This is a genomic window from Rhodococcus sp. YL-1, assembly GCF_001942025.1.
Lineage (GTDB): Bacteria > Actinomycetota > Actinomycetes > Mycobacteriales > Mycobacteriaceae > Rhodococcus_F > Rhodococcus_F qingshengii.
Genome location: NZ_CP017299.1, coordinates 4250448 through 4272160 on the forward strand (window position 1 = coordinate 4250448; position 21713 = coordinate 4272160).

General features: G+C 60.1%; 17 protein-coding genes and 1 riboswitch. Of the genes, 7 read left to right on the forward strand and 10 right to left on the reverse strand.

Features of this window, described 5'->3' with window-relative positions; translation table 11 throughout:
- The first annotated feature begins 39 nt into the window (after positions 1–39).
- Entirely contained in the window at positions 40–1905 is a 1866-nt protein-coding gene (locus tag BH682_RS19615) for a sigma-70 family RNA polymerase sigma factor (RefSeq protein WP_075833845.1), read from the forward strand.
- 739 nt (positions 1906–2644) lie between these two features.
- Here BH682_RS19615 and BH682_RS35950 read toward each other — a convergent pair.
- Both BH682_RS35950 and BH682_RS19625 read right to left on the reverse strand, forming a co-directional pair.
- Positions 2645–3190: a hypothetical protein gene (locus tag BH682_RS35950; RefSeq protein WP_143542569.1), complete on the reverse strand. Its 546-nt coding sequence runs from the start codon at positions 3188–3190 to the stop codon at positions 2645–2647.
- Between the two features lie 364 nt (positions 3191–3554).
- Positions 3555–4655, reverse strand: coding sequence for an LLM class flavin-dependent oxidoreductase (locus tag BH682_RS19625; RefSeq protein WP_075833849.1), 1101 nt, complete (start codon positions 4653–4655; stop codon positions 3555–3557).
- A 295-nt stretch (positions 4656–4950) separates the two neighbouring features.
- Here BH682_RS19625 and BH682_RS19630 point away from each other — a divergent pair, with 295 nt between their 5' ends.
- Entirely contained in the window at positions 4951–5952 is a 1002-nt protein-coding gene (locus BH682_RS19630; protein ID WP_054831764.1) for an MBL fold metallo-hydrolase, read from the forward strand.
- A 42-nt stretch (positions 5953–5994) separates the two neighbouring features.
- Here BH682_RS19630 and BH682_RS19635 read toward each other — a convergent pair whose 3' ends face one another.
- Together BH682_RS19635 and BH682_RS19640 are read right to left on the reverse strand one after the other, a co-directional pair.
- On the reverse strand, positions 5995–6915 hold the full coding sequence (locus BH682_RS19635; RefSeq protein WP_003940649.1) for a universal stress protein: 921 nt from the start codon (positions 6913–6915) through the stop codon (positions 5995–5997).
- Complete coding sequence (locus BH682_RS19640; protein WP_029255765.1) at positions 6912–8357, reverse strand: amino acid permease; 1446 nt, start codon at positions 8355–8357, stop codon at positions 6912–6914. The genes BH682_RS19635 and BH682_RS19640 overlap by 4 nt, the downstream gene beginning before the upstream one ends.
- A gap of 160 nt (positions 8358–8517) precedes the next feature.
- On the opposite strand from BH682_RS19640, the gene BH682_RS19645 reads away from it, so the two are divergent.
- Together BH682_RS19645 and BH682_RS19650 are read left to right on the forward strand one after the other, a co-directional pair.
- Positions 8518–10311, forward strand: a complete 1794-nt coding sequence (locus BH682_RS19645) for an alanine racemase (protein WP_064112981.1) — start codon at positions 8518–8520, stop codon at positions 10309–10311.
- A 31-nt stretch (positions 10312–10342) separates the two neighbouring features.
- A complete protein-coding gene (locus BH682_RS19650; protein ID WP_064112980.1) occupies positions 10343–11185 on the forward strand; it encodes a hypothetical protein in 843 nt (280 codons plus the stop codon).
- On the opposite strand, the gene BH682_RS19655 is transcribed toward BH682_RS19650, so the two are convergent.
- Complete coding sequence (locus tag BH682_RS19655) at positions 11186–12160, reverse strand: TauD/TfdA dioxygenase family protein (RefSeq protein ID WP_065352730.1); 975 nt, start codon at positions 12158–12160, stop codon at positions 11186–11188.
- 111 nt (positions 12161–12271) lie between these two features.
- On the opposite strand from BH682_RS19655, the gene BH682_RS19660 reads away from it, so the two are divergent.
- Positions 12272–12820, forward strand: coding sequence for a nuclear transport factor 2 family protein (locus tag BH682_RS19660; protein WP_223304602.1), 549 nt, complete (start codon positions 12272–12274; stop codon positions 12818–12820).
- A 3-nt stretch (positions 12821–12823) separates the two neighbouring features.
- Here the strand turns inward: BH682_RS19660 and BH682_RS19665 are convergent, their stop codons facing one another.
- On the reverse strand, positions 12824–13057 hold the full coding sequence (locus tag BH682_RS19665; RefSeq protein ID WP_037129019.1) for a hypothetical protein: 234 nt from the start codon (positions 13055–13057) through the stop codon (positions 12824–12826).
- 279 nt (positions 13058–13336) lie between these two features.
- Here BH682_RS19665 and BH682_RS19670 point away from each other — a divergent pair, with 279 nt between their 5' ends.
- Positions 13337–14830, forward strand: a complete 1494-nt coding sequence (locus BH682_RS19670) for a stealth family protein (protein ID WP_020970156.1) — start codon at positions 13337–13339, stop codon at positions 14828–14830.
- 51 nt (positions 14831–14881) lie between these two features.
- Here BH682_RS19670 and BH682_RS19675 read toward each other — a convergent pair whose 3' ends face one another.
- The 3 genes from BH682_RS19675 to BH682_RS19685 all read right to left on the reverse strand — a co-directional run bounded on the left by BH682_RS19675 (position 14882) and on the right by BH682_RS19685 (position 18695).
- On the reverse strand, positions 14882–16249 hold the full coding sequence (locus BH682_RS19675) for an NtaA/DmoA family FMN-dependent monooxygenase (RefSeq protein WP_003940653.1): 1368 nt from the start codon (positions 16247–16249) through the stop codon (positions 14882–14884).
- 20 nt (positions 16250–16269) lie between these two features.
- Positions 16270–17478 carry an LLM class flavin-dependent oxidoreductase gene (locus tag BH682_RS19680; RefSeq protein WP_075835385.1) on the reverse strand — a complete coding sequence of 403 codons (1209 nt, stop codon included), beginning with the start codon at positions 17476–17478 and terminating at the stop codon, positions 16270–16272.
- Positions 17479–17597: 119 nt separating this feature from the next.
- A riboswitch (SAM riboswitch) is annotated at positions 17598–17711 on the reverse strand.
- A gap of 78 nt (positions 17712–17789) precedes the next feature.
- Positions 17790–18695, reverse strand: coding sequence for a phosphodiesterase (locus BH682_RS19685; protein ID WP_064112979.1), 906 nt, complete (start codon positions 18693–18695; stop codon positions 17790–17792).
- 338 nt (positions 18696–19033) lie between these two features.
- On the opposite strand from BH682_RS19685, the gene BH682_RS19690 reads away from it, so the two are divergent.
- Positions 19034–20407: a dicarboxylate/amino acid:cation symporter gene (locus BH682_RS19690; protein WP_003940669.1), complete on the forward strand. Its 1374-nt coding sequence runs from the start codon at positions 19034–19036 to the stop codon at positions 20405–20407.
- Between the two features lie 93 nt (positions 20408–20500).
- Here the strand turns inward: BH682_RS19690 and BH682_RS19695 are convergent, their stop codons facing one another.
- Positions 20501–21628: an alpha/beta hydrolase gene (locus BH682_RS19695; RefSeq protein WP_031333643.1), complete on the reverse strand. Its 1128-nt coding sequence runs from the start codon at positions 21626–21628 to the stop codon at positions 20501–20503.
- Positions 21629–21713: the final 85 nt, after the last annotated feature.

Sequence of the window (21713 nt, forward strand, 5' to 3'; positions counted from 1 at the left end):
TCGTTGACACCTTGGACTACCCACGAGAGGCCTTCTCCGATGAAACGCCACGACCTCCTGCCTTCGGGTGCCTCTGGGCCATCACTTCACCGTCCCCCTAACCATTCAAACAACATCAAAGACGAAACAAGTTCAAGTCAGCGCCCAACCTCGACTCGACTGCAAGCACTACTTGCAGCCCATCAGGCCGCCACGCAGAATCAGCCTAGATTCGCTCACAATCTTGTTGGCTTCCTTGGCATAGATCTCCCAAATCTTCCGCTGGCAGATCAACACTCCCCTCAACTCGACCTCGTTCCAGCCCCGATACCCAAGAGCGCAATTGAATCGAACCCCGCACCCGAACTGAGCACGGAACAGGAGCCCCAGCTATCCAGCTACGATGACTCCGAATTCGACCTCGATGCCTACCGAAAGAACCAGCCAGCGCATCGGGGTGAACGCATAATCGGAGACACCATCAGCCAATACTTGGCTGAGGTAAGCCGGTTTCGACTCCTGGAGGCTCACGAAGAAGTAGAACTCGCTCAGTCCATCGAGCTCGGTCTCATTGCACAACATCAACTCGAAAAAAAATCGACTTCAGCGAAATCTGTAGATCGCAGGAATCTCAACTCCTTTGCGAAACAAGGAAAACAAGCGAAAGATACCCTAACAACTGCAAATTTGCGCCTCGTCATTTCAATAGCACGCACATACCAAAACCGAGGACTCCCCCTGGAGGATCTAATACAAGAGGGAAACATTGGGTTAATACGAGCCGTCGAGAAATTTGACTATGCAAAGGGTCTAAAATTCTCCACCTACGCGGTATGGTGGATTAGGCAGGCCATGACTCGAGCTATCGCCGACACTGGGACCCTTATTCGAATTCCAGTCCATTTTCACGAGAAGCTCATAAAGATTCGACGCGCAGCGATAGAACTCGAAGCTCACGTAGGTAGGCCGCCAACAGTCAGCGAACTAGCCGACCGAACAGGTCTCACGATCGCAGAAGTATACGAGGCACGAAAGCTTGATCGACAGCCAGTGTCACTCAGTTCGCCTATCGGTGAAGATTTCGATCTTGAGGCCACGCTTAAAGACAGTCAATGCATGACACCCTGGGAAACCTCGAACCATCCACAAAGGGACTGGGACATAATCGACAACAATATCGCGAGCTCTGATATCGATCAGACCTTCACCTACCTAAACGAACGGGAGCTGAATATCATTCAGCTACGATATGGATTTATATGCGGAGAATCAAGAACACTCGATGACATAGGAAGAATACACGGAGTGACCAGGGAGAGGATTCGGCAGATTGAAACAAAGATTTTAAAAATCTTCAGAGCTTCTCTACTGCGGATGGCAGAGCTAAATTATGAACCCATAAATGCGATCGAGCTCAATGAACTACGTGGACAAAGAAACCGTTCCACCAAAACAAAGAATCCCGACAAAAAGCGAAACAAACACATTTCTTCGCAACGCCCTGATTCAAATAGCAAGAGAATAATTGAACCCACACCGACAACTCTCAAACCTTCCCAAAGCTCACCGCGTGGGGAAATCTCAACCCTCCTCACGTCCCGACATTCTTCAACAGAATACTCAACATCGGAACAAGAATACCCGGATGGCATGAATTTTTCCCCCGACTGGCTTGACCTCCTTAACACCGAAATGAGAGGCAAAGTCCTTTTTGAAGATGAAATGAACCTAACAAACTCAGAGAAGGCAATTATCCAGTTAGCCAGGGAATCCCCAATACTAGGTAAACACATAAGATCTCTCGCCAGATCCATAGAAATATCCGAAGTTGAAATGAAAAGAGTTCTCCGGTCCCTATCCAAAAGGAAGATACTCGAATCGACGTACGAAAACGGTATTGGCTATCTTTATCGACTTCTAAAATAGTCAGGGCATTCCGACACCATGTATCGCTTTGACCCTTAATCCGCCCGTCCTTACCAACCTCGAAGACGGCGGAACCGAGATGATTCGGCATCTTCGATGTGACCGAAGGTGGGTTGGAAATGTCCGACAGGGCGCCTTTGTCACAGCAAAGCTCTGCCACGCGTGGGCGAATCGCGACGTACACGTCGCGCCCAACCGCCAAAACCTGGACGAGGTGGGGCAATGCGGCACCGAAGGTTGGATCCGACGCCTCTAACGCCACCAACGCAAACTCGGCGTCCATGTAGCGCGGCGAACAATTAACTCTCTCCTGCGATAGGAAATGTGGCTCAACCTCTAACACGCCCACTTGCGCCCACGTTCGTCGTTGCCAAGAAATCCTGCGCCAGATCCCGAAATGTGGCGGCCGACCATCTGCACCATTATTTCTCGGCAATCTTCCGAAATCTGCATGTTTGAATGCTTCCCCTATTTAATTTTCCTCGGAAATGAGATACAAGAACACCATACCGATCTCCTTTCGCCAGTTCAGGTCATCGATAGGATTTCGATTCACGCCGATGCCTTACGATATTCAGTGTTCACGATTTCCAGCTAGACAATCGACTTGTCGGACGTTCGCCATCGCTTTGACTCGCTTTCTACATGGGACCGACCCCGCAGATATACATGCCACCTAGAATCGTCGAAAATGAGTATAAGCATCTATGATTGAGGAGTACCCTGCGCGGGTTCGTCCTCATCGCATCGGACAGGGGGTCTGCCCCATTCGGTCTCGCCGGGTGCGACATAAACTCCCCGAGTGGACCAACCGCAAAACCCAGAACTTAGACAGTGCGGTGTTATTGGCCGCATTTGATAGCTGTTTCGATCCCGCGCATCTCGGCAGCATCTCGGCAGCATCTGCACCAATGTTGCCACAGTCTTCGATAGTTCTTTCGCGGTCGCTATACCAGAACCGTGCCCCTACAGCAAACCGGCAATTCCCTCCACACGCACAAACTCGAGGATTATCGTCGAGAATGCCGATTTCATCAGCCAATTGATTGGAATCGTCATCATCGTCCTCGTGGCCCCTTATCCCAGCAACAGGTACGATTTCTTCCGTCACTGCGAGACCGTTCAGCGAATCCAACACCGAAAGAAACTTCCTATCCTGCTGGCCTTTTTCTGTCGACCCAGCCTTTTCGATTCTTGAGCGCGGCGGCATGGATTCAAGCAATCGAAACCTCACACACGATTCCGGTGCAAAAAGCACCATGTCAGGATCTTCATCGGAGCTCATCGAATCTCCCATTGCTCCCTGGACAAGCATGAATCGATCCAAAGGTGTCCAGCTCGCCGGCGTCGAATCGGCAACCGATATCTTGATCAATTCGCACCCGTCGGGGCGCTCGCGGAATCCGGGTCGTCCAACGGCACTAGAACCATCTCACGAGTAAGCCACAAGAACTGATCATCGAGAATAAAACTGACCGTTCAGTCCTTCGAAGGCGTTACGCTGGCTTCCTCCACTACACTACGTCGAGGCGCAATCGGCGACGATAAGCACGCACGAAGTGTGCTCCGACCACAACTCCGAATCAACACCATGAATAGCACTCCGCCCAGACTCCACGCACCAATTGGCACAACCGAAATCTGACGGCTCAGGCGACGGCGGTGAAACCCTTCGCCCGATCTTTGTCGACCGACGTCCACAGTGTCGTCGACAGTTCGGCCTTCACCAGCGGGATAACCTCTTCCGCAAATCTGCGCAGGGTGTCCTTCTGCTGCTCGAAGTCGAGCACGTGATTGACCGACACCGATTGGAAATCGTGGCCGTAACTCTCGTGATAATCGAGGATCTTCTCGGCGACCCGCTCCGAAGACCCGACCAACGCCGGCCCGCGGTCGACGGCCTCTTCGATGGTCCGGAAGCTCGTCGACTTTCCGACCGCTTTGGGGTCGTGCTTGCGTTTGTCAGCTTGCGCAACGGCGCCCTCGTAGATCGGACGGAACTCTTCGATGGCCTGCTCGGTGGTATCGGCGAGGAACAATCCACCCGAACCCGAGCCGACGTACGCCTTGGACGGGTCGTGCCCGTACGCCAGGTACTGCTCGCGGTAGTGGTCGATCAGCACTTTGTAGTTCTCACGAGGCTGGAAGGCGTTGGCGGTGACGATGGGGTCGCCCCACTTCGCCGCCAGTTCGACGGCCTCGAACGAGGTAGCCGATCCATGCCAGATACGGAACGGTCCGTCGTAGGGACGCGGTAACGTCGTCGCGTCCTCGAGCGAAGGCCGGTGCGTTCCCACCCACTTGACGTTTTCCTCGCTGATCAGCAGCTTGAGGAGTTCGTAGTTCTCGGTGAGGTACTCGTACTGCTTGGTGATGTCCAGACCGAGCAGCGGGTATTGAAGGACCTCGTTGCCCTTGCCGATCACAATCTCGAGGCGTCCCCGGCTGAGCTGATCGATGGTTCCGAAATCTTCGGCGACTCGAATCGGGTCGAGTAGCGACAGGACGGTGACACCTGTCGACAGCAGGATTCTGTCCGTGGCCTGCGCAATCGCGCCCAAAACGACGGTTGGCGCCGACGAAAGAACCGGCCCGGCATGGCGCTCACCCACCGAGAACGAATCGATACCCAGTTCTTCGGCGAGAACCGCCAGTTCGACGACGCGGTTGAGCCGATCGGACGGGGCAACTTCCTCGCCGGTCACTGGATGGGGTGGGTTGAAAATGATGTCCAGAACCTGAAAACGCATGACCCGTCTTTCTCGATAACCGCACAGCGCGCCTGTCCCTCGGAGGCTAGTACGCGACTCGTCGACGGATCCGCCATCCGAGGACGCCCCTGACACGACGAGATCACGAAAAACCCTATTCAACAACTACTTTCGAATCAATGGCACTATTCGGTCGATAAACTCTCCCCGATCCGAAGTCGCCCGAAAACATGCCGAACTCCCGCCAGGCAGGACCTGTGTCACCAACCAAACGAGCGCACGGTAAACATGAAGTACTAAGAGTGCGTTCCCTTATCGTTAAGAGGTACTTGACATGAACGGTGCGGCAGCCATCGGTGATGGCATATTTCAGATTCCTGTCCCGATCACGGACAACCCGCTCGGGCACACGCTCGTCTACGCCATGGAATCCCCCGGCGGACTGATCTTGGTCGACGCTGGCTGGGGTGACGACAATGGCTGGCAGGGCCTCAACGCGGGGCTCGCCGAGATCGGGCATTCGGTGACCGATATCGAGGGCGTCGTGGTCACGCACTTCCATCCGGACCACACCGGACTGTGCGGACGGGTCCGCGAGGCATCCGGCGCTTGGATCGCCATGCACGAGGACGACCACTACCTGTTCGATCAGATGGCCACTGCGCGTAACGAGGAGTGGATGGCGTACCAGCTCGACAACATGGAACGTGCCGGAGCGCCCGCAGCTGACCGTGATGCCTTCCGACTGGCTGCCGCGGGTGAGTCTCCCGTGGGCCCCGAGTCCGCTCCCGACCGCCTTCTCGTCGACGACGAGATCATCGCACTCACCGGCCGCGGCCTCCGCGTTGTCTACACCCCCGGCCACACGCCTGGTCACGTCTGCTTCTACCTCGACGACGCCGACATCATGTTCACCGGCGACCACGTCCTGCAGAAGACAACACCGCACGTCGGCAACTTCGTGTACCCCCTCGACGAGCGTGACGCCCTCGCCGATTTCCTCGACTCGCTCGCACGGGTGCAGAACATGAACATCACCCGCGGTCTCGGCGCTCACGGCATTCCGATCGACGACGTCGGAGGTCGCGCCGGTGAGCTGATCGAGCATCACCAGGAACGACTCGATCACCTGCTCCAGGAGTTCGCCGACGACAAGCTCACCGTATGGGACGTCGCGGCAAAGATGAAGTGGTACAAGCCGTGGGCCGAGATCTCCCCGATGGGAAAGACGATGGCACTGTCCGAAGGTGCAGCTCACCTTCGCCATCTGGTTGCCCGAGAGCAGGTCTCTCAGGTTCCCGGCTCCGAGCCCGCGCTCTTCGCTCGCTCCGTCTGAAAGATCAGGGCCGACAAGCACTCCGCTCGTCGGCCCTGATCTCTATTCCGCTTCGGCCTGATCGACTATTCGGGTCGACGCCGATCGCGGGACCACCACCACCGGAACCGGTGAGTACCGCACGATCTTCGCTGCCCGACTGCCGAGGAACACCCGCGCCAGTGGACCTGCCTTGCTCGAGCCGACAGTCAGAACGTCACCTCGGTCCCACTCGACGCCCTCGAGCGCCTCGGCCCAGTTACGACCATGGCTGATAACCGATTCCATGACGTCGGGTATTTCGGGCAGTGCACGCACGCGCTCGAAGGCAGCGTTGGTCTCACGCTCGACCACCTCGGCCCACTCAGAGATGATCGGCGAATCCCCCTCGGTCCCGAGCGTGGTCGTGTACTGCGCGTTTGCACGAACTGCAAACGCCGCCAATCTGAGTCCGGCATCGACACGCGCAGCCACGGTCGCGGCGGCGAGCACCAGATCGTCCTGATCGGGTGTGCCCGAGTACGCGGCGGTGACGCGGCGAACCACCTCACCGGGCTTGGTTCGAAATCCCCTCGGCGCCAGCGCGACCGGAACGTCGGAGCTGTGCAGCAAGCGTGAGGTGACACTGCCGAGAGCCACGTGACCGAACACCCCGGCCGTAGACGAATCCAGGACGATCATCTTGGCTTCATGCTCGTGAACGAGATCAAGCAAGCCACTCGACGTCGACTGAGCCTCATGTACGACATAGGTCACGTCGACGTCGGAGGGCATGTCTGCCCGCGCTTTCGCCAGCGCCGCTTCGGCTTCGGCTCGCAACTGCTGGTGGTATTCGGCGTCGACACGCGCCATTCCGGGCGGTGGCGGCGAGGGAATCACCGCGCAGATCACCAGCGGTTCACCGGACGAGCGCGCCAACAGCGTTGCCAGATGGACGGTTCCGGAACTGTCACCGTCGGGTGCGTATCCCGCGAGCAGCGTCATGACTCGGACTCCGATCCCAATTCGGCGCGGTTCTTCGCACCGAGACGCGAGTGCTTCATACCGTAGGCGAAGTACCAGATGATCGCGACGGTCACCCAGATGAGGAACACGTAGATCGTGACGGTTCGGAGGTCCTTGATGATCCACAGGCAGCCCAGGATCGAGAGGATCGGTGTGACCGGATAGCCGGGAACTTTGAAGCTGCGCGGCAGGTCCGGGTCACTGCGCCGCAGGATGATGACCCCGATCGAGACCACGAGGAAGGCCACCAGGGTTCCGATACTGGTCATTTCGGCGAGGAAGTTGATGGGAATGAAACCGGCCAGAATGCTGATGACGACGCAGACGATAATGGTGTTGGGCACCGGCGTCAGAGTCCGCGGGTTCACCTTGTGGAAAATCGACGGAATCATGCCGTCGCGTGACATCGCGAACAGGATGCGGGTCTGACCGTAGATGACCACGAGCGTGACGCTGCAGATCGAGATCACCGCACCGGCGGCCAGAAGTGTTCCCGGCCAGGTAGATCCGGTCACCTGTTCGAGGATGGCGGACAGTCCGGCTTCCTGACCTTCGAACGATGCGGAATCCTGTGCACCGATCGCCACGGCGACAACGGCGATGTAGATCGCGGTGACGGACACGAGTGCAATGAGGATCGCGAGAGGGAGATTGCGACGAGGGTTCTTCACTTCTTCACCGGCGGTGGACACTGCGTCGAGGCCGATATAGGAGAAGAAGATGATTCCGGCGGCGGACATGACGCCACTGAATCCGAACGGTGCGAAGTCGGCGAAGTGATTGCTGTTCCATCCGGCGATGCCGACCACGATGAAGAGCAGCAGAATTGCGAGTTTGATCGAGACCATGATGGCGTTGGCCTTGGCCGATTCACTGGCACCGCGAATGAGCAGAACACCGCACAGGCACACCAGGATCACTGCGGGCAGATTGATGATGCCGCCCTGCTCCGGCGCTTGTGACAGCGCGTCGGGGATCTGGAACCCGAAGAGGTTGCCAAGTAGCTGGTTCAAGTACTGCGACCATCCGACGGACACCGCCGCGGCCGAGACTCCGTACTCGAGAAGCAGACACGCGCCGACGGCCATGGCCGGAAGCTCTCCGAGCGTCGCGTAAGCGTAGGAATACGACGAGCCCGACGCTGGGACAGCTCCGGCCAACTCCGCGTAACAGATCGCTGTGAGTCCCGCGACGATACCGGCAACAACGAAGGAGATGATCACTGCCGGACCGGCGACCGGGACCGCCTGCGAGAGGACGAAGAAAATACCGGTGCCGATCGTGGCGCCGATGCCGAACATGGACAACTGCGCCAAACCGATACTGCGGGTCAGCTCACCGCCGTTGGTATCTGCGCCGGTCTCCTGGTCTATCTGCAAAGCCGGCTTGCGCCGAAGTACGTGTTTGACGAGAGTAGCCATCGACGCTCCTCTAGAGTGCCTGGTAGGAAACTGTTGTATCCTCATACTGCACGTAAGTGTCCTGCGACACAACAGTTGGAGCAAAGTTGCCCAGCTCACGCCAACCGTCCGGTCTGGAATGCCCGGATCGTGAACCGCCTTCGGAGAAAACAGGGAGATCATGACCGGACCGACCATCACCGTCGACCTGCGTCGTATCGAACAGAATGCGCGCGTCCTCGTCGAAGCGTCCAATGCCAAGGGTATTGAGGTGGCGGGCGTCAGCAAATCTACATGTGGCTCCCCCAAGGTGGCGCGAGCAATGGTCCGCGGCGGCGTCGCACAGATCGCCGACTCCCGCCTGGACAACCTGGCCCGCATTCGCCGCGACGGCATCACCGTTCCCCTGATGCTGATCCGCGCACCGTCGCTCAACGAGATCGACGACACGATCCGCTACGCGGACATCAGCCTCAATTCCGAGTTGACGACGATTGTTGCTCTGGGCAGAGCAGCACGGACGCGAGGAGTCGTCCACGACATCGTGCTGATGATCGACCTCGGAGATCTCCGCGAAGGAATCCTGCCGGCGGAGGCGTTGGACGTAGTCGCTGAAATCCTTCCCATCGAGGGCATCAGACTGATCGGAATCGGCGCGAACCTCGCGTGCGTCGGTGGCATCCAGCCGACCGTCGACAACCTGTCGAATCTGGTCTACCTAGCCGACGAAATCACGAAGCGGTTCTCGATCGAACTGCCGATCGTTTCCGGCGGCAATACGTTCTCGCTGCCACTACTCGAGACGGGCACGATGCCCGAGGGGATCAACCATCTGCGTTTGGGCGCCAGCATTGTTCTGGCCGAATCACCTACTCCCCCCGGACTGTACGAACTGCTGAACAGTGATGCTTTCACCCTCACCGCGGACATCATCGAGGCCAAGGTCAAGCCGTCGCGGCCGTATGGAGTCTCAGGGGAAGACGCATTCGGCCGACGCCCCGTCTTCGACAACGAGGACAAGCCGAGCCGACGCCTGATCTTGTCCATCGGCCGCGAGGACATCTCGCCGGAAGGCTTGACCCCGATCGATCCGCGATTGAAGGTGATCAGTGCCAGCAGCGATCACCTCCTCGTCGACGCCGGAGAAACAGGTGACGAATACCGACTGGGTGGGACGGTCGACTTCACGATCGATTACGGCGCGCTCTTGATGGCGATGACATCGCCCTACGTCGAAAAGCGCTACGTCCTGGGCACCGAACCGATCGATGCCAATGCGACCGTCGAATTGATCGACCTCGAAACTACCGGGCTGGCAAGCCATCTCCTCGATCACGGTCTACGCGAGGACATGTCCGGAATCGGTTTCAACTGCATTCAAGCCGAGAACGCCGCCGCGGATCTCACAACGCTGCCGCTGTGGCTCACTACCGAGGCCTGGCAGAACACCAGAATTCCGATTGCCACCGAACCCGGAACCGATTTGGGTGCAATGATTTTCGCCTCCCACGGCGATATCGAACAACTGCTGTCGTCGGCGGCGGATCTGCACGGCCCCAGTTTGGAGAACACCGTCTTGGTGGGCGTCAAGAACGCCACGGTCGATCACAAGCGCGCACTCGACGAGTACGGGGTATTGCTGGTGACGATCGACGAGATCGATCGCCATGGCATGGCGGCCTTGATGCCTCGCGTTCTCGCCGCGGCGGGACAGGGTGTGAACGGCGTCCACGTCCACTTCGACATGGACATCATCGACGGGCGTGTTCTCGGCGTCGACGACACGACACATCTGGGCGGCCTCACATTCCGAGAAGCGCACCTCGCCGCCGAATTCATCAGCGAGACCGGCCTGACGAGATCGATTTCGATCGGCAGCGTTGCGGGAGCGGATTCCGATCCTCTCGGCCGTCAGGCGACCTTCGTCGACGGACTGGTTGCATCGCTGCTCGGGCGCAAGGTGGTCAAAGCCTGAGGTTGTCGGCAGCCCTTGCGAGAATCGTTCGATGATCACGCGGAGCTCCGGTCAGCACGTATTCATCGCACTCGGCACGCCGTGGCTCGATGCCGTGGTCGCGTTTCTCGAACCCCGTGCCCGTGTCGATCCCTGGATCATGCGCGGAAAGATGGCCATCGGCGACCTGTTGATCACTGTTCTCGACACCACTCCTCGCACGCTGCTCTGCATCGAGACCGTGGCTGCGCCGTTCGACGGCACGTCGCCGATTGAAGTCGATGAACGCCCGTACGAACTCCACGGTTTGCCCACCGTTCCCGAACTCGAACAACGATGGTCCATCACGTTTCCCACGGACCCGGGGCCGGTCGACGACGCACTGGCCGACCGGATTCTCACGGCCGGCCAGTCACACTATGCGCACTACTTCGGCGACATCGACACGCTGGATCCGACGTCCACAGCTGCCCACGCCCGAATGTTGATGAACGAGCGGGGAAACTGCACAGGTTGCGGCTCACCGATGCCGTTGCGAAAGTTCAACAGCAGCGATCGCCTTCACTTTCATTCCGCATCACGGATCTTCAGGCAGGCTGAACCTGGTGACGACTACCCAGCCGTCCTGTGCCGCAAGTGCACCGGAAGGATGGCCACGTCTGGGCACACCAACTTCATCGACTACATGCTGGCGAAAAATCCACCGTGCCCACACTGCGGTGCACACAGAACCGCTCAGTGTGCCCCGGGGATGCCGGTCCATCCGTTCGATCACCTACCGTGGCTCGCCGTGACTGGCTGCGTCGTGGGACCGGACACCCCGGAATGGACGTGCCGAGCGTGCAGTCACTCATGGGGACAGATGTTCCCGCCGGATCACCCGCAGCACGACTGATCAGTTCGCGGCGAAGCCGGGAAGCCGATCGATGTCCGCGATGATCGAATACTCCGCGGCGTCACCCTGGAGGATTCGACTCTGCTCGCCGTGGACGTCGACGGGGACGTCGCCGGCCAATGTCACTCGGTGCACACTGCGCGCCTGAGTCCCGTAGTCGGCGATACCGTAATGCTGAGTCGCCTGGTTGTCCCAGATCGCCAGGTCGCCGGCCGACCAGTCCCATCGAACAGTGTTTTCCAACTTGATGATTCGTGCCTGCAGGATCTGGTAAAGAGCGACCGACTCCGACGGCTTGAGCCCGACGAACTCCTTGAAGAAGTGACCGAGCAGGAGGGTCTTCTCCCCCGTCGCCGGATGGATACGCACCACCGGATGTTCGGTCTCGTAGATCTCACGGGTGAATTCGGCGTAGTAGGCCTGGCGCTGCGCGTCTACCGGGTTCGCCTGATCGACAACCTCGGCATAGTCGTAGGCATTGGTGTGAACGGCCCGCAAATTCTCGACCAAGACCTTGAGTGAAGACGGCAGTTGGTCGTACGCGGCGGTGGTCGACGCCCACGTGGTCGCTCCGCCGTACTCGGGAATGGTCGTCGCTCGCAGAATCGAGGCTTTCGGGATGCGGTCGACGAACGTCACGTCCGTGTGCCAACTGTTGGCGGCTCGGTCGAGCACCAACAGCTTGTCGCCCCTGGACTTCACCGTCGGATGCGGGGTGGTCTGGGTGCCGAGGGTTCCGGCGAATTCGTACTGCGACGTGTCGTCGAGATGATGCTGCCCACGGAAGAACACAACCTTGTGCGCTGCCAGCGCATAGTTGATCGCGTAGGCGGTCTCTTCGGACAGATCCCCAGAGAGGTGTACGCCGTCGATGCGGGCGCCGATCAGCTCACCGACCTTGTGGACAGTGATTCCGCCGGCAGCGTAGATCTGCTCCGGGGTCTGGGTGACACGTTCGAGTTCGGTGACGGACATGGCGATCTCCTGTGAGTCGGTCAAGCCTACGGGCGCGGCAGTCGTCATGGCGCTGCCTACTGTGAATAGTCAATCATTTACGCTGCGGGCTCGAATACGGTTGAACTCGAGGTGATCTCAAAGTTCACCGCTCCCTCGTCGGAGAATACTGCCGCTCACTGGGACGAGGCCGTCGTCGTTGTCGTCATGAGCTGTAGCGTGCGATCTGCCGCACCCACGTCTACGGAGGACAGCATGCAACCCGAGGGCCCTGCCGAACAGATTCGTTCAACGCTCGCTCGCATCGCGCATCTTGCCGATACCGGCTCGGTCGAGAATTACGTGGAGCAGTTCACGCGCGAGGCCGAATGGAACATGCCCGCCAATCCCGATCGCGGTATCCCCGCACAGGTACGACGTGGCCGCGAAGAAATTGCTGCTGGAGTAGTCGAGCGCCGGGCCGCCGGCATTCAAGGTCCGGGCACATTCACACGCCACGTCACCACGGCGATCGCCGTGGACGTGACCTCGGAAACTACAGCCCGCGCGGATGCGGTGTGGACGTTCTACGTCGACACGACCACCTCGCCCGAGCTCAGCGGCGTCGGGAGCTACGCCGATGAGTTCGAACTCGAAGACGGGCGGTGGCGACTGTCGCGACGAGTGATCTCGCGCGGCTGACGGTCAGTCTTCTTCGCCGGTGATCGCCTCACACCAGTCTTCGACCTGATCGATCCCCTCTTCCGTCCATTCCGGGCTCATGTCTTCGAGTGCATCGAAGACCACCTCGCAGGTCAGCATCTTTGGTGAACCCTCCGACCCCGCTGCCTCGGTTCGCTCCGCAGACGCTGTCGCAACTGGGCCGGCGGCCAGCGCAACCGCCACCGCGCCTGTTCCGACCATCGCTTTCACACGCATCGGTTCTCCTCCTTCACTCTCGCTTCGGTCCTCGGGGTACCCGACTCGCCCCGCGCTACCCATCCCCGTCACTCATGTCCGACTTTCGGCGCCGACGGCATAGACTGAGCTCGTCGCCACCACGCTCTCGCAGCGTCGGGGCGACAGATACACAGCTGGATCAGAATCGGAAGGCATCCCATTACAGAATCTCCCGCTCCGCACGACATCTACTTCGTACCCCCGGAGCAGGACAGCCCCAATCCCGTGGAACCGGCGTCGGCCGCGTCACGCGCACGGATGGGCGAGCTACCCGAGACCGTCCGATTCAAGAATCGTTTTGCCCTCGCGATCACGACCACCACGCCGCTCGAAGCGATGGTCGAAGATCTCCTCTTCATCCGCGACATCCTCGACGCCGCAGGAATCGAGTATCTGCTCGTCCGCGGAAACGACGAGCGCCCGGTCATCGCGGTCAGCTGGACGGAACGCAAGAACCTGCGGCAGGCACTTGTCGAGGGATGCGCCAACGCACCCTTCTATTCCAAAACCGTCGACGCGAAGAAGAGTCCAGCGCTCCTTGTCGCGGACGGTGCCCTGTCGAAAACCAACAAGTCACGGATCTTCCGCTTGTTCCGTCCGAGGGTTCACGTCGCAAGCGGTATGAACTACGGCGCGAACATCGGCGTTCAAATCGAATTGTGGTCGATTTCCGACGAAGAAATCGTCCTACCCGTCGAGAACTCACTGACACGACGAACCGTCCTCCCCGAAGAAGCGGTCCGAGGAACCGTCGAGCGATTCGGCCGGATCTGGCCGACCATCGAGAACATGTTCGCCGATCATGCCTCCGATATCAGCTTCGATATCGATCTTGTCTTTTCCTGGGTCGACGGCTCTTCCAAAGAGTTTCAGGCTCAGCGCGCCAAGCGGATGCAGAACTACATCGTTGGCGAGGGGGACGAATCAGAGGCGCGTTTCCGTCAGATCGACGAGCTCAAGTACGCGCTACGGTCCATCCACATGTACGCGCCGTGGATCCGGCGCATCTTCGTCGCAACCGATTCCGATCGTCCGGACTGGCTTGCGGACGATCCGCGAGTCACGTTCATGCCCAGCGAAAAGTTCTTCGCCGATCCAAGTGTGTTGCCCACCCATAATTCTCAAGCTGTCGAGTGCCAGCTGCACCATATTCCGGGCCTGGCGGAGCATTTCCTCTACTCCAACGACGACATGTTCTTCGGTCGCCCCGTCGGCCCTGATATGTTCTTCTCCCCCGGCGGGATCAGCATGTTCATCGAGGCCGACACCAGAATCGGTTTGGGACACAACGACAACGACCGCAGCGGGTTCGAGAATGCGGCTCGCGTCAACCGCCGTCTGCTACAGGACCGCTTCGGTCTGATGACCACCAGACATCTGGAGCACGCAGCGACGCCACTACGCAAGAGCGTGATGGCCGAGATGGAACGCGAGTTCGCCGAAGACTTCGCGGCCACTGCAGCAAGCACCTTCCGCGCGAGTTCCAATATCTCGGTGACCAATTCGCTGTACCACTACTACACGCTCATGAGTGGACGGTCGGTGGTGCAGAAGTCCGCCGCCGTCAAATACGTCGATACGACGGTCAAGGCCGGTTTGCGCGACATGGACTCACTGCTCGCCAAGCGCTCCATGGACTTCTTCTGCCTCAACGACGGCAGCGCTCCGGAGATCGATCTGGAACTTCGCACACGCAAGATCACGGAGTTCCTGGAGAGCTACTACCCCATCCCGGCGCCCTGGGAAGCCTAGACGAAACAAGGGCCCAGCCGATTTCGGCTGGGCCCTCGCTACTTCGGTCGATCAGCGTGCTGTCACATGCTCCCGTTGCACCGGAATGGGCAGTCCGAGATTGTCACGCAACGTCGTTCCTTCGTAGTCACTGCGGAGGACACCTCGATCCTGCAACAGCGGCACCACGTCGTCGACGAACTCGTCGAGGCCGGTCGGCACGAGGTGCGACCCGAGGATGAATCCGTCCGAACCGTCGTTGCTGACAAACGAATCTATTTTCTCGGCAACCTGCTGCGGTGTACCCACGATCGGTCCACGCTCGAACTGATCGATCACCACTTCGCGCAGATTCAACTTCTTGCTCTCGGCGACCGCGCGCAATTTTGCCACGGTCGCGAAACGATCCTGGTGAATGAAGGCGCGCCCCTGGATGATCGGCGGAGCCTCGGGGTCTGGTGCGATATCGGGTAGGGGCCCTTCGGGGTCGTACTTCGACAGATCGAGATTCCAGATCTGTTCGAGCAGAACCAAAGCGGTCTGGCCGGTGACCTGCTGGTCGCGAATCTCTCGATACTTCTCGATTGCGTCCGCCTCGGACGTGCCGAGAACAAAACTCGCCGACGGCAAGATCTTGATGTCACCCGGGTCGCGTCCGGCCGCAACGGCACGAGCCTTGATGTCACGATAGAAGTCGGCTGCCTCGGGCAATTGACCATACGGTGAGAAGATCGCGTCGGCATTACCAGCAGCAAAATCGCGCCCCTGCGGCGACACCCCGGCCTGCAGAATAACCGGGCGCCCTTGCGGGCTACGCGGCACCGTGAATCGGCCGTTCACGTCGAAATGTGATCCATGGAAAGCAAATTCACCGGCATCCGGTCGCGCGAGAAAGCGCCCTGATGCCTTGTCGGCCACGATGTCGTCGCTTCGCCACGAATCCCAGAGTTGACGCACCAGCGCTACGGTCTCCTCCGCACGCTCGTATCGTTGCGCACGATCCAGGTATCCGCCGCGACGAAAGTTCTGGCCGGTGAATGCGTCGAACGAGGTGACGACGTTCCAGGCGGCACGTCCTCCGGACAACTGATCGAGCGTCGCGAATTGTCTTGCCAGCTCGTAAGGCTCGTTGAACGTGGCGTTGATGGTGCCTGCCAAACCGAGGTGTTCGGTCACTGCTGCCAACGATGCGAGCACGGTGAAGGTGTCCGGCCTACCGATGATGTCCTGATCGAAAATCTGTCCTGCACGCTCACGAAGGGCAAGGCCTTCGGCGAGGAAGAAGAAGTCGAACTTCCCACGCTCGGCGGTTCGAGCGGTGTGTTCGAAGGAATCGAACTCGATCTGGCTGCCCGCCTGCGGATCCCACCATGCAGTGTGATGGTTGACGCCGCCGAGGTAGGCACCCAGGATGACCTGCTTACGCTTCTGAGAACTCATGAAAGTGTATTCCTCGTCTGTCAGGCGGCCGGAGTACCGGCGGCGTAGCGGTTGGGAACGTCGATGGGTAGGCCAAGCAGTCCGCGAAGATTCGTCTGCGGATACTCGGTGCGGAATACGCTGCGTCGCTGCAATTCAGGTACCAGCTCACCTGCGATCGCGTCGAGGTCGTCCACGACGACGCCCGGCCGCAACCGGAAGCCGTCGATTCCCAACTGCTGCCACCGGAGCAGAAGATCTGCCAACTCAGCCGCGGTGCCGGTGAAGGTCAGCGCGTCCGAACGGTATTCGGCGCCGGCCTGCGCGTCGAGGCGAGCGAGCCGTTCCTTTCCGGTTTCTTCCGGAGCATCGAAGAATACGACGATGTCGGTGAAGACCCGAAGCGGTTCGCCGGTGCGCTGCACGTGTTCTTCGGCTGCTCGCACTTCACCCAGGATTGCCGTGACCTGCTCGTCGTCGAACGGCGTCACGAACACCAGATCGGCCGTCCGCGCCGCCAGCTCGTACGCGACCCGCTGATGAGCCAATGCGGTGACGACGGGATGCCCCTGCGGCGGGCGCGGAGTCACCGACGGTCCACGGACCGAGAGGTACTTTCCCTCGAAGTCGATGTAGTGCAGCTTGTCCCGGTCGATGAATCGGCGCTGCTCCACATCACGGATCTCGGCGTCGTCCTCCCAACTGTCCCAAAGTCTCCGGACGACGTCGGCTGCCTCCGCAGCTTCGTCGAACAGCGCGCGCACGAAGTCCGGGAGGACGCCTGAAACGATCAACTGACGGTCGGCATCGGTGAGCGCTGGGATGTCGCGGCGCCCGAACTGTGCTGCCTCGGATTCCGACGCCGAAACCTTCACCTGCCATCCGGCGCGACCGCGCGAGGTGTAGTCCAGCGTGGCAACGGCTTTGGACACGTGGAACGGCTCGGTGTGAATGGTGGTGATGGTAGGGATCAAGCCGATGTTGCTCGTGATCGGTGCCAGTCGGGCGGCCACGAGATGTGCGTCGAGCCGAGCGCGCACCCGGTCAACCGCGTCGTCGACGGGTTCGAGTGGGTTGGCCGGCACCGAGAGACTGTCCTCGATGGTGACGAAATCGAGCAGACCACGCTCGGCGGTCGTCACCACGTCAGTCCAGTACGACGCGCTGAACAGCTCACTCGGGCGCGAGTGCGGCTCTCGCCAGGCTGCAGGGTGCCAACCGGCACCGTCCAGCGCTACGGCGAGATGCAGCGGAGCAAGATGAGAGGAGGGGTGGAGGTCATCGGCGCATACTCCTGTTCGAGAACTACTCGGGAGCGCACAGTGCCGACCGCAGAAACCGTCAGCACCGGACTGACGGTTCTCGTGGCGACTGCCGCTTGCGACACGCACCGCGCGTATCGCCAGGTGTGATTCCGGGGCACCCCATCGGCATGAAGGGTTGCCGTCCAGCTAGCCGGTCCTTGTTGCTGGAGCTCTGCACCTACCTCGACGGTAGTGAGTACGCGACCGCCCGGCAATCACCCAGAACTGCGCGTGGGTGTCGGAAACCGCCTGCCACCTCAGATGATCGAGCGTGCCGCCTTTTCGCTCTCGAGGATTCGAATGCCGGCAACACTGAGCCTCCGGGCACCCTCGGCCGCGTCGACGGGCTCACCGACCGTCACGTGCGCGCCGAGTGGAACGACCGAATGAACAATTGTCTCGTCGTACACGTGCACCAGATTGCACCCCTGAGCCCCGTCACGACCACGCTGACCACCGACTTCCACATTCAAGTCCTGGGTGTAACACGTCGACGACGCCACGGAAACCGGAATGCCGGCGAACGTCGCCGTCGTCGAATAGTGCAGATGCCCAGCAAGAATCGCCCGGACGTCGCTGCCACGCAAGACGTCCGCCAACCGGGACTGATCGCGCAACTCCACCAGAACCGCGAGATCCTGAATGCACGGAACCGGCGGATGATGCAGCGCCAGAATTGTTCCGTCGGGCGCCGGCACCGCCAATTCTGCGCGTAGCCAATCCAATTGGCCATCCGTGATCTCACCGTAGTGATGCCCGGGAACCGACGAATCCAGGGTGATCACCCGCAGTCCGTCAAGGTCGTAGACGTTGTCGACGGGATGATCGGTGGCGTCCTCGCCCAACAGCAGAGATCTGAACGTAGGGCGGTCGTCGTGGTTGCCCATCGCCCAGACGACCTGCGCATCGATCTCGGCCGCCACGGGTTCCACGATGGCTTTCAGTTCCGCGTATGCGTCGGGGTGTCCCTGGTCGGTCAGGTCGCCGGTGAATATCAGTGCATCCGGGCGTGCGCCCGAGGCCACGATCCCGCTGAGCACTTCCCGCAATCTCGTCGACGCATCCACGGCGTCGTACAACTCCCCCTGAGCCACCAGATGCGTGTCACTGAGGTGCACCAGGAAATGCTTCGGACGCGGGTACTCGGCATTCCGAACGCTCATCGGTCTCTCGCTTCCGCTTGCCGACGCGTAGGCGCCGGTGCGGCACCTACTGATCGTCGAGACTAGTCAACCGACCAACAGTGACTGATCGGGGCACGCCCGACGAACACGAAGCGAACTCCCGCGGCGACCCTCGGGATCGAGTAGTTGAAGCTGCGAGTAGTGTGTGGACAGTGTTGTTCCTGACCAGTCGGCGTTACGTCGACCTTCGCCTGCAGGCGAGCGCAATGTGTACGCGCTCGCTCTGACCTGACGCGTACCAGGAAACATTTCTTCGAATCTGCCCGGCCTCTGGTGCCGCGCTGCGTTCGCTCCCTTGATTTTCGAAAGGCATAGTCATGCCCAGCTCCACCTCCACCGGCGTGCCGGAAAAGTCCACGTCCCGTTTTCCGTCCTGGGCGACGGCATTCGGACCGCAGATCGTCGCCGGTCTCGTACTCGGTGTCATCATCGGTCTCGTCGCCCGGGCAATGCCTGATGCGGCCGACGGCAATGTCAACTGGTTGGTCGGCACCGTGCAGACCATCGGTTCGAGTTACGTCAAGCTGCTCACCGTTGCGGTGATCCCGCTGGTGTTCACCGCCATTGTCAGCTCCATCGCCAATCTGCGCCAGGTCGCCAACGCCGCTCGTCTGGCCGTGCAGACCTTGCTCTGGTTCGCGATCACCGCTTTCATCGCTGTGATCATCGGCATCATCGTCGGCCTGATCACCGATCCCGGTTCACGGACCGACGTCGCCGCCGAAGCCGCGAAGGAACCCAAGAGTTCCGGTTCGTGGTGGGCGTTCATCACCGGACTGGTTCCGAACAACTTCCTCGGGTTGGGTGCAAAGACTTCCGTCGCCGAAGGCGTGGCGACTACATCGCTGAGCTTCAACGTCCTGCAGCTGCTCGTCATCGCCGGTGCAATCGGTATTGCTGCACTCAAGATCGGTCCCAAGGCTGCGCCGTTCCTCGAGTTCAACGCTTCGCTGCTCGCGATCGTCCAGAAGGTCCTGTGGTGGATCATCCGCCTTGCCCCGATCGGCACCGCTGCGCTGATCGCCAACGCTGTCGCCACCTACGGATGGGATGCGATCGGGTCGCTGGGCGTCTTCACCGCCGCCATCTACATCGGTCTGGCGATCGTGTTCTTCGTGGTCTACCCCATCCTGATTGCCGCACACGGCCTCTCGGTTCGAAGCTTCTTCTCCGGCGTCTGGCCCGCAACTCAGCTCGGATTCGTCTCGCGCTCGTCGATCGGCACCCTGCCGTTGACCGAACGCGTCACCGAACGCAACCTCGGCGTTCCGCGTGAGTACGCCTCGTTCGCCGTTCCGCTCGGTGCCACCACGAAGATGGACGGTTGCGCCGCAATCTATCCCGCGATCGCGGCGATTTTCGTCGCAGGCTTCTACGACGTTCCGCTGACCTTCACCGACTACCTGTTGATCGTCGTCGTCTCGGTCATCGGCTCAGCGGCAACGGCCGGAACCACCGGTGCGACAGTCATGCTCACACTCACGCTCTCCACCCTGGGTCTTCCCCTTGCCGGCGTCGGACTGCTCCTCGCAGTCGAACCGATCGTCGACATGGGCCGCACCGCAGTCAACGTCACCGGCCAGGCTCTGGTTCCGGTCATCGTCGCAAAGCGTGAGGGAATCCTCGACAAGGAGCGCTTCGACGCTCCCCGCAACGGTGATCCCTTCGCCGAGGAACTTGTCGACGCGTAACCCTCGATGACAACAGCAGCGTCCCCGCACCTGAGCAATACGGTGCGGGGACGCTGCTTTTCAACCGGTACTGCACAGAGTGTTGTCGAACCGTCAGACGCCCAATGCCCGGGACAGAGTCGGCCACGCCTTCGGCAGTCGTTCACGCCAATACGCCCACGCGTGCGTGCCGTTCGGCTCGTAATCCACCTGCGCCGGAATCTTCAGCTCCTGCAACCGAGCGTCGAACATCTTGGTGCAGGCGTGGGCGGCAACCTCGATGCCGCCGCCGATCACCAGACGCTCGAGCAGTTCAGGAGTCTGCAGCGTCTCGTCAGATCCGGGACGACCGTTTGCCGTCGACACGTAGATTTCCTTGCCACGCAACTTCTCTGCGTTGATCAACGAATCGTGTGCCTCCCACTCCGGGCCCCCTGGCACACCCCAGATGTTGGCCGGATCTCCGCTTCGAGAAGAAATCGTGGCCTGGACGGCAGTTCGGCCGAGCGGATCCATCGTGGAATAACAGCCGCTGAACACGGCAACGCCGCGATACATGTCCGGAAAGCGTTGGGCGAGCATCATTGCACCCATCGCGCCCATGGAATTGCCGGCAATCGCGTTGATTCCGTTGGTCTCGAGTCGCGCGTCGATCAGCGGTGGCAACTCCTCGGTGATGAAGGTTTCCCACTTGTGCAGTCCCAGCCGCGGATCCGGATTCTCCCAGTCCGAGTACAGGCTCGCGATTCCGCCATTGAGCATCACGACGTTGACGTTCTTGTCGGCGAAGAACGCCGGGGCGCCGCCGATCGTCATCCATCCGCTGCTTTTCTCTCCGGCGTCGACACCCTCGAGCATGTACAGCGCTGGGCGCGGAACCGAATTGTCAGCGGGTAGCAAAATCTCGACGCCGACCTCGCGTCGAAGTGCGGGCGACGCCACCGTCAGCCTGATCGCTTGTGGTGCGGTCACCTTCTCGCCGACGATGGCCGGGACGACGATGTCGTCGCGCAGGTCCGGTTTGGGGCCCGGATCCTCCTGAAGTGGTCCCGGGATCGTCGACCCCGAGCTCACGCTTCCCTCGACGCTGCCCAGACTTCCCGAGCTTCCCGAACTACCCGAGCTTCCGGAACTCGGCGCTGCCGTCGACAGTCCGCCCAATTGCAAAGAAAGTGCACAGACGGCCAAACACACCGCACCTGTGCGCGCAGATCGAATCCACGCACGCCGCTCAGTCCTCATGAAACTCCCAAACCAGTCAAAGATGTTTCCGTGAACATACCGTGCAGTTCGGACTTTCTTGGACAAACGACCACGACAAGATCTG

Excerpts from the sequence above, each read along its gene's own strand:
- BH682_RS19670 (WP_020970156.1), top strand. The coding sequence starts at position 13,337 with ATGGGCGAGCTACCCGAGACCGTCCGATTCAAGAATCGTTTTGCCCTC.
- BH682_RS19615 (WP_075833845.1), top strand. The coding sequence starts at position 40 with ATGAAACGCCACGACCTCCTGCCTTCGGGTGCCTCTGGGCCATCACTT.
- BH682_RS19640 (WP_029255765.1), bottom strand. The coding sequence starts at position 8,357 with ATGGCTACTCTCGTCAAACACGTACTTCGGCGCAAGCCGGCTTTGCAG.
- BH682_RS19650 (WP_064112980.1), top strand. The coding sequence starts at position 10,343 with ATGATCACGCGGAGCTCCGGTCAGCACGTATTCATCGCACTCGGCACG.
- BH682_RS19645 (WP_064112981.1), top strand. The coding sequence starts at position 8,518 with ATGACCGGACCGACCATCACCGTCGACCTGCGTCGTATCGAACAGAAT.
- BH682_RS19625 (WP_075833849.1), bottom strand. The coding sequence starts at position 4,655 with ATGCGTTTTCAGGTTCTGGACATCATTTTCAACCCACCCCATCCAGTG.
- BH682_RS19635 (WP_003940649.1), bottom strand. The coding sequence starts at position 6,915 with ATGACGCTGCTCGCGGGATACGCACCCGACGGTGACAGTTCCGGAACC.
- BH682_RS19695 (WP_031333643.1), bottom strand. The coding sequence starts at position 21,628 with ATGAGGACTGAGCGGCGTGCGTGGATTCGATCTGCGCGCACAGGTGCG.
- BH682_RS19665 (WP_037129019.1), bottom strand. The coding sequence starts at position 13,057 with ATGCGTGTGAAAGCGATGGTCGGAACAGGCGCGGTGGCGGTTGCGCTG.
- BH682_RS19675 (WP_003940653.1), bottom strand. The coding sequence starts at position 16,249 with ATGAGTTCTCAGAAGCGTAAGCAGGTCATCCTGGGTGCCTACCTCGGC.
- BH682_RS19630 (WP_054831764.1), top strand. The coding sequence starts at position 4,951 with ATGAACGGTGCGGCAGCCATCGGTGATGGCATATTTCAGATTCCTGTC.
- BH682_RS19690 (WP_003940669.1), top strand. The coding sequence starts at position 19,034 with ATGCCCAGCTCCACCTCCACCGGCGTGCCGGAAAAGTCCACGTCCCGT.
- BH682_RS19655 (WP_065352730.1), bottom strand. The coding sequence starts at position 12,160 with ATGTCCGTCACCGAACTCGAACGTGTCACCCAGACCCCGGAGCAGATC.
- BH682_RS35950 (WP_143542569.1), bottom strand. The coding sequence starts at position 3,190 with ATGAGCTCCGATGAAGATCCTGACATGGTGCTTTTTGCACCGGAATCG.
- BH682_RS19685 (WP_064112979.1), bottom strand. The coding sequence starts at position 18,695 with ATGAGCGTTCGGAATGCCGAGTACCCGCGTCCGAAGCATTTCCTGGTG.